We start from the raw sequence: 12,692 nt of genomic DNA on the forward strand, positions 1-12,692 counted from the left end.
CTATTTGCTCGTTTCGGGTTCGAGATCACGGCCGCCGCCCAAAGCGTGGTAGAGATCGACGATAGCCTGAATCTCCGAGAAGCGGTCGTTGATTTGCGACAGTTGAGCCGACAGCAGGGTTTGCTGTGCGGTCAGCACTTCGAGATAGGTCGTGCTGCCATGGCGCATCAGGAGCTGGGTGCTCTCGACGGCGGTTTCGAGCGAAGCGACCTGTTTCTGGCGCAGATCGACTTTGGAACGTGCCGACTGGCATTTGGCGAGGGCATTGTTCACTTCTGCTCCAGCGTTGAGCAGGGTCTGCTGGAACGACAGCAGGGCCTCCTGTTGTTGCGCTTTGGCGATTCGAAGCTGTGCCTGGTTTCTGCCCGCGTTGAAGATGGGCTGTACGAGCGATGCCGCAGCATTGAAAATCCATTTGGCGGGGTCGAGCGTCGTAACACCTCCGTCGTTGGTCCAACCCAGCGTACCGCTCAGACTGAGGGCCGGATAGAACGCCGACCGGGCTCCGGCCGTGTTGTAAAAGGCCTGTGCCAGCGAGTATTCGGCATTTTTCACGTCGGGACGGTTGGAGAGCATCTGTGCGGGAATGCCGACCACCAGGTTCTCCGGAAGAATTTGCTCGTCGAGCGTACCGCGCTCGAAGCTGCGGGGAGCTTCGCCCAGCAGCGACGAGAGGCTGTTTTCCATCTCGCGGATCTGGTACTCCAGATCGAACAGTGAAGTTTCGATCGAGTAGTAGTTCGCTTCAGCCTGCGAAACCGCTGCTTCGTTGGTCATGCCCGCCTCTTTCATGGCCCGCATCGTATTGACGGTTTCGAACCATTTTTCAGCGGTTTCCGAAGAGATCTCGTATTGTGCGTCGAGCATCAGCAGCGTGTAATAGAGGTTGGCGACCGAAGCGATGACTTGCGTGCGGACGGCCTGCTGGTACTCCTGGCTTTGCGCGAGAAGAGCCTTCGCCCGGCGCTTGCTGTTGGTGAGTTTACCGAAAATATCGACTTCCCAACTGGCCGTTACGGGGACGGTGTAGGTCCACGTGGCATTCCAAGGGTTAGTCAGGCTGCTCACTCCTCCGTTCGGAGCGAAATTGAACGAGGGCAGGTATGCCAGGCGTGCCGACTTCAGTGTCGCTTCCGCCTCTTTTACGCGCCAGTAAGCCGACTGGAGGTCGGTGTTGTTGTCCAGTCCCTGCTGGATAAGTTGTTGCAGGTAAGGATCGGTGAACATCTCCTGCCAGGAAATGTTCCCCAAGGTCATCGTATCGACCGTTTCGACCCCCTGGCCGTAGAGCCCGTCGGTTTTGATCTCTTCCGGCCGTGTGTAGGGCTTGTAAATGCCGCAGCCAGCCATGGCGGCTGCGGCAAGTATGATGATTAACTTTTTCATGGTTTACTTCTTCTCTTCGTTTTCTTTTTTGCTGTCTTCGATTTCAGCTTCGATCATCCAGTCGGGAGTATTCGTGAATTGAATCGGCTTGACCTTCTCCTGCAGGTGCTGGAAGACGATGAACAGGGACGGCACAAGGAACAACAGAGCCAACGTACCGACGATCATACCGCCGACGACGCCCGAACCGAGGGTCGAGTTACCGTTGGCGCCTACACCCGTTGCGATTACCAGCGGGATCATACCGAATACGCAGGTCAGCACGGTCATCAGAATAGGACGCAGACGGGCTTTGGCGGCCGAGAAGGCGGCTTGCGAGAGACTCATGCCCGACTTGCGGCGGTCGGCCGCATACTCCGTAATCAGAATCGCGGTTTTCGACAACAGGCCGATAATCATGATAAGACCCGTCTGGAGGTAAATGTTGTTCTCCTGTCCGATGAGCTTGACGAGAATGAACGAACCCAACAGACCGCACGGTACGGCCAGAATGACGGCGAAAGGAATCAGGAAGCTCTCGTAAAGGGCACTCAGAATCAGGTAGATCAGAATGATACAAATACCGAAGATGATCGCCGTGTTGCTACCTGTCTGACTCTCCTCGCGCGTAAGACCGCCGAAATCGTAGCCATACCCCTTGGGCAGTACTTGTTCCGCAACTTCCTCGATGGCCTTGATCGCATCACCGGTCGAGTATCCGTCGGCGACAGTTCCGCTGACAGCGATACTGTTGTACATGTTGAATCGGCTCAATACCTCCGATCCATATACTTTGGTGAGTTTGACGAACTGGCTGATCGGGGCCATTTCACCGTTCTGCATCCGTACATAGACGTTGTTGAGCGATTCGGGGTCGAGTCGGTATTTCGGATCGGCCTGGATCATTACGCGGTAAACTTTCGAGAAGCGGTTGATGTTCGAAACGTACTGTCCGCCGTAATAGCCCGAAAGAGTCGAAAGGATGTCCGTCGGCGAGATGCCCGCACGTTTGGCCTTCGCTGCATCGATGTCCACCATATACTGTGGGAAATTGATGTTGAAGGTCGAATAGGCCATCTGGATTTCCGGCCGTTGGTTGAGCGCGTAGATGTATTGCAGGTAGATGTTGTAGAAGTCCGTGATGTCACCGCCTGCACGGTCTTGCAGGTACATTTCGAAACCGGCCGAAGTACCGTAGCCGGTGATCATCGGGGGGGCTACTGCGAAGATCTGCGCATCCTTGATGTCGGCGGTCCGGGCATAGATCTGGCCGATCACGGCATTCACGGCATCGGCTTTGTCGGGACGCTCCGACCAGTCTTTCAGTTTGACGATACACATACCGTAGGAGTTACCCTGCCCGGCGATCATACCGTAACCGGCTACCTGCTGGAAGTCGCGGATCTGGGGAATCCCCTTCAATCGCTCGCCTATCTCTCCCATGATTTTGTTGGTTTCGGCGAGCGAGCTGCCCGGAGCCGTCGTTACGTTGATCATGATCGTACCCTGGTCCTCGTCGGGCACCAGACCGGTTTTTGTGCTGTTCATCAGCAGAACCAGGCCGACCATTGCCAGACCCAGCGTTGCCCAAGTGAGCCATTTATGTTTGATGAAAAGCATGACGCCGCGCTGATATTTCTTGAGCACAGCGCTGAAGGCCGTATTGTAAGCCTTGCGGAACCGGGCTGCGAAGTTGTTCTTCACGTTGCCGTCTTCATCTACATAGGGTTTGAGCAACAGGGCGCAGAGTGCCGGAGAAAGAGTCAGTGCGTTGAGTGCGGAGATACCGACGGCAACGGCCATCGTGATACCGAACTGCGTGTAGAACGTACCCGAAGTACCGCCCATCATCGACACGGGAATGAACACGGCCATGAAGACCAGCGTCGAAGTAATGATAGCCGAGGTGATGCCGCCCATGGCATCGACCGTAGCCAGGTATGACGACTTGTAGCCGCTGTCGAAGCGTGCTTGGACGGCTTCGACGACGATGATCGCGTCGTCCACCACCGTACCGATGGCGAGCACCAGTGCGAAGAGGGTCAGCAGGTTGATCGAGAAGCCCGCGAACGAAAGGAAGGCGAACGTACCGACCAGCGATACGAGGATCGAGATGGTCGGAATCAGCGTCGAGCGTATATCCTGCAGGAAGACATAAACCACCAGTACGACGAGGATGATGGCCTCGATCAGGGTCTTGATTACTTCGTGGATCGAAGCGTACAGGTAGTCGTTGACGCTCATCAGCGGACGGATTTCGATGCCTTTGGGCAGATCCTTGCTGACCTCGGCGAGCAATGCGTCGATCTCCTCTACGGTCTGCGTGGCGTTCGTACCTGCGGTCTGGAAGACGAGCGCCGAAACGCCGGGATAGCCGTTGACAAGGCCGTGATAAGCGTAGGACTCCTGTCCCAGTTCGATGTCGGCCACGTCTTTCAGACGCAATACCTGACCGTCGGAAGTGGCTCGAATCACGATCTCTCCGAACTCTTCGGGAGTCATTTTACGGCCACGATACTTCATGGTATATTGGAACGTATTGTCGGAGTTCTCGCCGAACGTACCGGCTGCCGATTCGATGTTTTGTTCCGCCAGGACGGCCGTAACATCCGAAGGGATCAGTTTATACTGGGCCATTACGTCCGGTTTCATCCAGATACGCATCGAATAGTCCGATCCCAGGACGACGAACTCACCCACGCCCTGAATACGGAGTATCTGGGGCTTGATATTGATGTTCATATAGTTGGAGAGGAACGACTCGTCGTAGGAACTGTCGGGGCTGCAAAGGGTGAAGACTTCCAACATCGAAGACTGGCGCTTCATGGTCGTCACACCGATTTTGGTAACCTCGGCCGGGAGCGATCCGGTTGCCGTCGCTACTTTGTTCTGCACATTGACGGCGGCCATGTCCGCATCGGTGCCCTGTTTGAAATAGACCGTGATCGATCCGCTACCGGCGTTCGATGCTTCGGATTTGATGTACATCATGTTCTCCACGCCGTTGATAGCCTCCTCGAGCGGAATGATGACGCTCTTCTGGATGGTTTCGGCGCTGGCGCCCGGATAGCTGGCACGCACCATCACCGTCGGGGGCGCGATGTCGGGGTATTGCTCGACAGGTAGCGTCGCAACACCGATAATACCGCCCAGGACGATTACGATGGAAATGACCGCCGCCAATACCGGGCGGTCTATGAAATGTTTTAGTGTCATATTTTACTGCTCTTTTGTAGGTTGTTCTGCAGGAGCGGTCGCGGTCGTTGCGGCTCCTTTGGGTTTGATCGGGGTTCCTTCGCGCATCAGACCGACGCCTTCGGTCACGATGACTTCGCCCGGGGTGAGTCCGGCGGTGACGATGAAATTCTTGCCGTCGCTCTGGGGCGATACGGTGATATTCTGCGAGGTGGCTACGCCGTTCTCGACCTTATAAACGAATTTCTTGTCCTGCAATTCGAAGGTAGCGACTTGCGGAACGGTGACTACGTTTTTGTAGATGTGCGGCAACAGGACATTACCCGAGCTACCGCTGTGAAGCAAGCGTCCGGGATTGGGGAATACGGCGCGAAGCTGTACGCTGCCCGTCGAAGTGTCGATCACGCCGCTGATCGATTCGATGCGTCCCTCCTGGGAGTAAAGCGATCCGTCGTTGAGCACAAGCTGCACGTTCGGCAACGCCGCCAGCGCTTTGTCCATCGAGCCGTATTCACGGGTCAGGTCGAGCAGTTGATTCTCCGTCAGGGAGAAATAAACGTACATATCGGAGTTGTCCGATACGGTGGTCAGCGGTTGGGGAATCGATGCGCTCACCAGGGCACCCACACGATACGGCAGGACACCGACTACGCCGTTGGACGGACTTTTCACTTCGGTATAGGAGAGGTTGTTGGCCGCATTGACGAGCTGTGCCTCGGCCTGTGCCAACTGGGATTTTGCCGTCAGCAGGTTGTTCTGGGAAGTTTGCAGGTCGAACTGCGAAACGACGTTCTTGGCGAACAGCTCTTTTTTGCTGTCGTAGGTCAATTGAGCGGTGGCTACGCTGGCCTCGGCAGCTGCGACGTTGGCTTTTGCGGTTTGCAGGGCTGCCTTGTAGGGCACCTGGTCGATAATGAACAACAACTGTCCCTGGCGAACTACTTCACCCTCTTTAACGCACACTTTGGAAATGGTACCCGATACCTGCGGGTAAATGGCGATGTCCTGGCGCCCACGGATGGTTGCCGAGTGGGTGCTCGGAATCGTTACGTCCGATGTCGAAATTGTCATGACGGAATATTCCGCCTCGCCTCTTGCCGTCGGAGCCTGGCCGCACGATACGGCGAAAGCCATGCAGCTTCCGAACAAGACTGCCTGAATTAACTTCTGCTTCATAGTTTTTTGGTTGATTATTATTACTTTGAAAAAATATTTTCCCGTTAAAAAACTTTTTGTCATGCAAAAGTACCGTAAAATTTAATGTGTAACTTTCTTTCTTGCGAATAATATTGTCACTTTTCGGTATATTTATGCCATATTTGTACGATAATAATATCAGGGGCTTTTCGTTTGTCCAAAAAAGAAGAAATCATTATGTCCGCAGCAAACCCCATAGCTGTTTCCGAAGAGGAACCTTTTGTTATCGGAAAATCCGATCTCGCTTATTTCTTCAATAATCCCTGCCGTTGCGATTGCGCACTGGTTCTGCTTTGTACGAGCGGTCATGCCCAGGTGACCGTCGATCTTCGCCGGGGACCTTTGCAGCTCAATACGATCGTACTCTTACTGCCCGGCAGCGTATTGATGTTCGACGATGCGTCGGCCGACTTTTCGGTGAGGTTCGGCGCCTTCTCTCCCGACCTGTTCGGGGAGGCCGGATTTCGGCTGGGGCTCTCGTTTTTCAGCTTTTTGAAGGAAAATCCCATTTCTCAAGTAAACGAAAGGATGGCTGCCGGATTGTCTACCTGGTTCGAAATAATGGATTACACCTATCAGGATCGGGGTAATATGTTCCGAAAGACGATCGTGAGAAATCGGTTGCAGAATATTATGCTGGAGCTTTACGATAAGATCCAGCGTAAGGTCAGCAGCCAGTGTCCCACGACTTCCAACCGGCAGATGGAGCTGTTTCATCGCTTTGTTTCCCTAGTTCATGACTGTTGTATCGAAGAGCGTGAGGTTTCTTTCTATGCGGACAAGCTCTGTATCTCGACCCGTTATCTTTCCGCCATCGTGCGCCGGACGACGCATCAATCGGCCAAGGAGTTGATCGATAAGATCGTAATAATGGAAATAAAAGTATTGCTTCAGAACACTACCCTGCCCATTCAGGAGATCGCTTATAAAATGCATTTCCCGGATCAGTCTTATTTGGGGCGTTATTTCAAGAAACATACTGGGATCTCTCCATCGGCTTTCCGGCAGGAGAGCCGATAGTTTGCCGACAAGTTGCCCGGAACGATTTTACGGGCGGTCGCCTCGCTTCACCCGTGCTGATTTTTCAGTGCGGGTGAAGCGTTTTTATGGACTTCCACTACGGAGCTCGATGTAGTTCTGTGGCTGGGTTACGAGTATTCCGGAAGACCGGGTTCGGGTCATTTTGAAATGTGGGCATCACCCCTCCCCTCGATCGTGTACAGGCTATCGTACGCTTCACGGCATGCAACGGCAGGTATTGCCTCTGCTTTTTGCGAATGTATTTTCTTTTCTTCGGAAGACGAAAGGCGGAACCTGTCCGTACGGCTGTCCGTTCCCCCATTTTCGGATAATGTTTTGTCTGTTAGCAAGTTGCATAACTATAAACATAGCAAATAAGTTATGGAGTTTTATAGATCAGTATATGCAGACGCCTAATGAAAAACTTCCCGTAATATAATTTATTATATTCGAGTTCATTTCAATTTCTTTACAAAATCGGTATTTTTGTTTGTGGTATTAAAATGACTTGTCGTTATGAAATTATTGATCGTGGAGGACGAATCCTCATTGCGTGAGTTGCTGGCACGTGCACTTCGCAAAGAGCAATATGTCGTGGAAACGGCCAGTACATACGCCGAGGCTTCGGACAAATTGGCAGCCTATTCGTATGATTGTATCTTATTGGACATTATGCTGCCGGACGGCAACGGGTTGCAACTTCTCGAGCGTCTTCGAAGAGCGGATAAACGCGAAAACGTAATCATTATCTCGGCTCGGGATTCTTTGGAAGACAAGGTCCTCGGGCTGAAAGAAGGTGCGGACGACTACCTGCCTAAACCGTTCCATTTGGCGGAACTCTCGGCGCGTATCCAGAGTGTCATTCGCCGTAGTCGCGGTGGCGGGAAAGGCGGCATTGCGCTGGGTAATGTAACGCTCGACCCGGAAAGTTGCCGAGTGGAAATAGACGGCAAGGAGGTCGCTTTATTGAAAAAGGAGTTCGATATTCTTTCGTATTTCATGCAGCGTCCGCGTCATGTGGTCGATAAGGCAGTTTTGGCCGAAGCCGTATGGGGGGATCATGTCGATCAATCCGATAATTTCCATTTCGTTTATTCGCAGGTCAAAAATCTGCGCCGCAAACTCGAAGAGGCCGGAGCCTCGATCGAAATCAAAGCTGTGTACGGTTTCGGTTACAAACTGATTGATTAAGCAATGCATTTATGAAATTGATCTATAACATATCGCTTCGTTTGTCGCTGGTCTTGTTCCCGCTGATCGCTTTATGGGCGGTCGTGTTTTATTTTACCATGATGGACGAGATAAACGATGAAGCGGACGATGCTCTCGAGGATTATTCGGAATTGATCGTAATGAGGGTGCTTGCCGGGGAGCCTTTGCCCCGTTCGAACGAAGGTTCCAATAACAGTTACACGATCATCCCCGTTGAATCCGGATACGTCGCCACCCGTCCTTCGATCGACTACTACGATACCGAGGTGTATATTCCGGAAAAGGATGAAACCGAGCCGGCCCGGGTGTTGGCGACTATTTTTCAGGATAAGGACGGTAATTTTTATGAACTGAAGGTGGCTATGCCTACTTTCGAAAAAGACGATCTGCTGGAAACAGTCATGTGGTGGGTCGTGTGGCTCTATCTTTTCCTTTTGGTGACAGTTTCCGGAACGACCTTGTGGGTGTTCCATAAAAGCATGCTGCCGCTTTATGAGTTGTTGCATTGGTTGGATAGCTATGCTCCCGGGCGCGAAGTCGCGCCTGTGCCGAACGATACCTCTATTACCGAATTCCGTCGATTGAATGTTGCGGCACAGCAGGCCGTGGATCGCTCCGAGGAGTTGTTCGAGCGTCAAAAACAGTTTATAGGCAATGCCTCGCACGAGTTGCAAACTCCGTTGGCTGTACTTGGCGGACGTATGGAGTATCTGCTCGATTGTGCGGACCTGGACGAGGAAACGACGGGCGAAATTATTCAGATGCGGCGTACGCTCGACCATATCGTCCGGCTGAATAAAACGCTGTTGCTGCTTACCAAGATAGATAACGGTCAGTTTTCGGAGAGCACCGACATCGATCTCGTTCCCCTGGTCGAGGAGCGGAAGGCGCTTTATGACGATATATACGGAGAGCATAAAATCCGTTGTCGTCTGCATTTGCCCGGTACCTTCTCGGTCCGGATGGATGAATCGCTTTGTTCGATATTGGTTTCCAACCTGATCAAGAACGCCTACCTTCACAGTGCCGACGGAGCCGCCGTAGATATTCGTATCGAGGGAAATGTATTGACGGTTATTAACGACGGAGTATCGCCGCTTGATGAGAAACATATTTTCGAACGCTTTTATCAGGGGTCGCAAAAAGAAGGCTCGACAGGGCTCGGTTTGGCACTGGTCAAAGCCATAACGGATTATTATCGCCTCGGACTAATTTATTACTTCGAAAATGGCCGCCACCATTTTGGCGTAAGCTGGCGATAATTGGGACGACGATCAGCTGCATTCGAATATGACGACTGTTTTTTGCTGATTTCGGCGATAACCCTCTGTTACCGGTTCTGACTCTGTCCGAAATCCCTTTCTCGGAGGAAAGTCGAAGCATATCGGCCGGTTTCGGATCGGGGTATCGAAATATATAATCGGGTTCGGAAAAAATATTTTGTTAAAATATCGAAATTCCAAATTCGCTCCAAAATCGGTTCTCAATTTTGTACCATACAAACCGATCGGGTGATCTCCCGATAAAAAATATTGAGAAAATGAAGAACACGAGAAAAATGATGGCGTTTTTGATCGGCATCACGCTGCTGACAATCTCGCCGGCTTATGCCGATCACGACCGTGCGGTCACAACCGAACAGATGCCGCGACAGGCGCAAGAGTTCATTGCCCGGTATTTTCCCGGTGAAAAAATCGCCTACGCAAAAAAAGAAAGCGATTTTTTCGAAGTCATTTACGAAGTGATGTTTACGAACGGCAGCAAGGTCGAGTTCCGTCGAAACGGAGCGTGGAAAGAGGTGGATTGCCGTTATTCGTCGTTACCCGCAGGAATCGTTTCGATGCCGATCGAAACCAAAGTACAGGAGCTGTATCCGGGTGCTGCGGTCATCAAAATCGAACGCGACAAGCAGGAGGTCGAGGTCAAGTTGAATAACGGAATGGAGCTGACTTTTGATCGAAGTCATAATTTGATAGGTATCGACGATTGATACCCCGTCCGTTTCCGATAAAGATTTTTCAGGCTGTGATTTCGCAGTACAAATTATTGATAAACATTTAAGTAAACGAAACAATGAATACGAAGAAAAAAACATTATCTGTTTTAACAATGGCTGCGACGGCTCTCCTGTTCGCTGCGTGCGACAAGGATGAAGTCGGAGGACCGGGCGACTCACATATTTCGCAGGAGGTATTGGCGGCTTTTAACGCTCGTTATCCGGGTGCCCAAGATGTACGATGGTCCCTTCGAGGCGACTATGCTGTGGCGAACTTTTTCTTCGAGGCTGCCCGGACGGAATCCAGGGCCAACAATGCGGCATGGTTCGAAAATGCAAACGGACAATGGGCCATGACCGAAACGAATATCGACTTCGCGGCACTTCCGCAGGCTGTCCGGGAAGGTTTCGATGCCAGCAAATATACCGAAGCCGAAGGATGGACCCGTACTGGTAAGGTGGATAAGCTCGAGCGCAAGGAGGTCGTCGGGGCCGGTGGCAGCGAGGGTGTGACCGTTGTCTATGTTATCGGCGTCACCCGCACGGCAGACGGCATAACGACCGGGATGGACCTGTATTTTTCGACCGAAGGCGTATTGGTGAACGAAGTAACCAATGCTGCGGATGATGGTTATGAAGACTATATTCCAGAGAAACCTGCGGCGGGTATCGAACAGCAGATTCAAGGTTACCTCGATGATAACGGCGGAGGCTCGGTGATAGACGTGGACCGGGAATACGGAGGTACGGAAGTCGAGCTTGTTTGCGGCGGTTACAAGCATGAACTCTATTTCGATGCGCAGGGGAACCGCATCTATGCAAAGATCGAATACGGACGTCGGGATATTGGTTCGGCCGTGCCGGAAGCGATTTACAATGCGGTAGCGGCCGACCAGCAGCTGTCGAGCCCCAACGATATCGACGACATCGAAAAATGGTCACTCGATAAGGCTACGGCAGACGGAATCAGCGTTTTCTGGTGTGTCGAAGTGGAGACACGGCATAAAGAGGTAGATATTTACGTAAACGATTCCCCTGTTCGGATCATTCCCCGTCCTGTAATAGATATGGGAAACACGGGAGGTAATGGACTGCCGGTAGAGGATGAGATCGAGCGCTTCCTGAACGATCGTTATCCGGGAGCTAAGGTCGTGGAACGCGACTATGATGACGGATGTCTTGAACTGACGATTCTTCACGAAAATCTCAGGAAAGAGGTGCTTTTCGACGGTCGCAACAACTGGCTCCGCACCGAGTGGGAGCTCCACCGGTTGCCGCAAAATATTTTGGATGCGGTGCAGCAGGCTGGCTATACCCTCGACGACGACGAATTTGAATGCATCGAAACTTCCGGCGGGATGTGGTATGAGTTCGAAGCACGAAAAGACCGTCGAGAGTATGATTTGCGTGTGGATACGAACGGAAATATCGAGGCCTACGAAGATTGATGGATCGGCTAGACAACTTTTGAATTTTTGTATGGCTAATATTCACTTGATTAAAATCAATGTATTATGAAAAAGATGATTTTAGCAGTGGCATTGTTGCTTACAGGCATCGTGTCGGCCCAGGCCGACGGACGCGAGAAACCGATTACGATCGACAACCTTCCTAAAGCCGCGCAGGAGTTTCTCGCTACGTATTTCAAGGATCTGACCGTAGCTTATGCGGTTGAGGAGAGCAAATACTTCGGTTCGGAATATGAGGTGACTTATACCGACCGCACGGAAGTGGAATTCCGTGCCGACGGTCAGTGGTCGGCGGTCGATCGTAAATATTCGGCCGTTCCTGCGGCGATCGTTCCCCAGCAGATCGCGGATTTCGTAGCGAAGATGAACTACCCCGGTCAGTTTATCCGCAAGATCGACCGTGATGCCTATTCGTGGGAAATCGAACTGTCGAACGGATTGGAAGTCGAATTCGATTTGAATTTCAACGTCATAGACTATGATGACTAAAATTCCCGAAGTTTTGAAATCCGGCTCGGGAAAAAGGTGGGTATGGATCACGGGTGTCGTTGCTATATTCGCTCTACTCTTTGCAATCGCATGGAATATAGAGTGTGAAAGAGCCGTAGCGCCACAGGAACTGCCCGGTGAGGCCCGCTCTTTTATCGCACAGCATTATCCGGAAGAGAATCCCGTTTTGGTAATCAAGACGCTCGACGAACTTGCAGTTACGTATAAAGTCGTTTTCGCCGACGGTACCCAAGTGAAATTTCGCCGAAATGGAATGTGGCGAGAAATTAAAAGCCGTTCGCGGGCGGTTCCGTCGGCTGTTGTTCCGGCGCAGATTGCGGATTACGTCGCTCGGAACTTTCCGGGAACCTTCCTCGTCGGAATCGAGCATACTTGCCGGGAATGGGAAGTGAAGTTGAACAATACGATCGAATTGACCTTCGATGACAAGCGTTTCGCGTTGAAAGAGTACGACGATTGATCGATATATTGTTCCGCTTTCCCGGAAATGGGGAGTATATTATTGGGAGGTAAAAACCAGCTTCCGGATCGGAGGCTGGTTTTGCTTTGTGGATGTTATTTCCGATTGCTGAAAAGTGTCGGGTATTTCGCTTTTCGAAAAGCGGTTGCGGAATGTGTATCGTTTACTATTGCGGTTGCGAGTTGTTACGCAGTGTGGTTCAGACGGATTTTTGTTTCCCGTTCCGAAGAATCCAAGGGGGCGACGGTTTATCGCTGCAAATGGTCGT

The 12,692-nt window shown here is 51.8% G+C and carries 10 protein-coding genes; 7 read left to right on the forward strand and 3 right to left on the reverse strand.

All coding sequences use genetic code 11. From position 1 onward, the window contains the following. Genes ALIPUT_RS07520 through ALIPUT_RS07530 form a run of 3 tightly spaced genes read right to left on the reverse strand, consistent with a single transcriptional unit; the run spans position 1 to position 5,736 of the window. Entirely contained in the window at positions 1-1,386 is a 1,386-nt protein-coding gene (locus ALIPUT_RS07520; RefSeq protein ID WP_004329251.1) for a TolC family protein, read from the reverse strand. A gap of 3 nt (positions 1,387-1,389) precedes the next feature. Beyond that, positions 1,390-4,581, reverse strand: coding sequence for an efflux RND transporter permease subunit (locus tag ALIPUT_RS07525; RefSeq protein ID WP_004329252.1), 3,192 nt, complete (start codon positions 4,579-4,581; stop codon positions 1,390-1,392). Between the two features lie 3 nt (positions 4,582-4,584). Beyond that, positions 4,585-5,736, reverse strand: a complete 1,152-nt coding sequence (locus ALIPUT_RS07530) for an efflux RND transporter periplasmic adaptor subunit (protein WP_022459869.1) — start codon at positions 5,734-5,736, stop codon at positions 4,585-4,587. A gap of 198 nt (positions 5,737-5,934) precedes the next feature. Here ALIPUT_RS07530 and ALIPUT_RS07535 point away from each other — a divergent pair, with 198 nt between their 5' ends. The 7 genes from ALIPUT_RS07535 (at position 5,935) to ALIPUT_RS07565 (ending at position 12,424) form a co-directional block, all read left to right on the forward strand. Further along, positions 5,935-6,777 carry a helix-turn-helix domain-containing protein gene (locus tag ALIPUT_RS07535; RefSeq protein ID WP_004329254.1) on the forward strand — a complete coding sequence of 281 codons (843 nt, stop codon included), beginning with the start codon at positions 5,935-5,937 and terminating at the stop codon, positions 6,775-6,777. A 516-nt stretch (positions 6,778-7,293) separates the two neighbouring features. Further along, complete coding sequence (locus ALIPUT_RS07540; RefSeq protein WP_004329256.1) at positions 7,294-7,968, forward strand: response regulator transcription factor; 675 nt, start codon at positions 7,294-7,296, stop codon at positions 7,966-7,968. A gap of 11 nt (positions 7,969-7,979) precedes the next feature. Further along, positions 7,980-9,251 carry a sensor histidine kinase gene (locus ALIPUT_RS07545; RefSeq protein ID WP_004329257.1) on the forward strand — a complete coding sequence of 424 codons (1,272 nt, stop codon included), beginning with the start codon at positions 7,980-7,982 and terminating at the stop codon, positions 9,249-9,251. Between the two features lie 278 nt (positions 9,252-9,529). Continuing rightward, on the forward strand, positions 9,530-9,979 hold the full coding sequence (locus ALIPUT_RS07550) for a PepSY-like domain-containing protein (RefSeq protein WP_004329259.1): 450 nt from the start codon (positions 9,530-9,532) through the stop codon (positions 9,977-9,979). A gap of 119 nt (positions 9,980-10,098) precedes the next feature. Beyond that, positions 10,099-11,433, forward strand: a complete 1,335-nt coding sequence (locus ALIPUT_RS07555; RefSeq protein ID WP_040293579.1) for a PepSY-like domain-containing protein — start codon at positions 10,099-10,101, stop codon at positions 11,431-11,433. Positions 11,434-11,499: 66 nt separating this feature from the next. After that, entirely contained in the window at positions 11,500-11,943 is a 444-nt protein-coding gene (locus tag ALIPUT_RS07560) for a PepSY-like domain-containing protein (RefSeq protein ID WP_004329261.1), read from the forward strand. Beyond that, positions 11,933-12,424 (forward strand): PepSY-like domain-containing protein, encoded by a 492-nt coding sequence (locus tag ALIPUT_RS07565; protein ID WP_004329262.1) that lies wholly within the window; start codon positions 11,933-11,935, stop codon positions 12,422-12,424. Before ALIPUT_RS07560 ends, ALIPUT_RS07565 begins: the two co-directional genes overlap by 11 nt. Positions 12,425-12,692 lie beyond the last annotated feature (268 nt).

Origin of the sequence: Alistipes putredinis DSM 17216, assembly GCF_000154465.1 — a bacterium.
GTDB lineage: Bacteria > Bacteroidota > Bacteroidia > Bacteroidales > Rikenellaceae > Alistipes > Alistipes putredinis.

What these genes read in the sequence shown, in the direction of transcription:
- ALIPUT_RS07525 (WP_004329252.1), bottom strand. Translation starts at nt 4,581, where the DNA reads ATGACACTAAAACATTTCATAGACCGCCCGGTATTGGCGGCGGTCATT.
- ALIPUT_RS07550 (WP_004329259.1), top strand. Translation starts at nt 9,530, where the DNA reads ATGAAGAACACGAGAAAAATGATGGCGTTTTTGATCGGCATCACGCTG.
- ALIPUT_RS07565 (WP_004329262.1), top strand. Translation starts at nt 11,933, where the DNA reads ATGATGACTAAAATTCCCGAAGTTTTGAAATCCGGCTCGGGAAAAAGG.
- ALIPUT_RS07545 (WP_004329257.1), top strand. Translation starts at nt 7,980, where the DNA reads ATGAAATTGATCTATAACATATCGCTTCGTTTGTCGCTGGTCTTGTTC.
- ALIPUT_RS07535 (WP_004329254.1), top strand. Translation starts at nt 5,935, where the DNA reads ATGTCCGCAGCAAACCCCATAGCTGTTTCCGAAGAGGAACCTTTTGTT.
- ALIPUT_RS07530 (WP_022459869.1), bottom strand. Translation starts at nt 5,736, where the DNA reads ATGAAGCAGAAGTTAATTCAGGCAGTCTTGTTCGGAAGCTGCATGGCT.
- ALIPUT_RS07520 (WP_004329251.1), bottom strand. Translation starts at nt 1,386, where the DNA reads ATGAAAAAGTTAATCATCATACTTGCCGCAGCCGCCATGGCTGGCTGC.
- ALIPUT_RS07555 (WP_040293579.1), top strand. Translation starts at nt 10,099, where the DNA reads ATGGCTGCGACGGCTCTCCTGTTCGCTGCGTGCGACAAGGATGAAGTC.
- ALIPUT_RS07540 (WP_004329256.1), top strand. Translation starts at nt 7,294, where the DNA reads ATGAAATTATTGATCGTGGAGGACGAATCCTCATTGCGTGAGTTGCTG.
- ALIPUT_RS07560 (WP_004329261.1), top strand. Translation starts at nt 11,500, where the DNA reads ATGAAAAAGATGATTTTAGCAGTGGCATTGTTGCTTACAGGCATCGTG.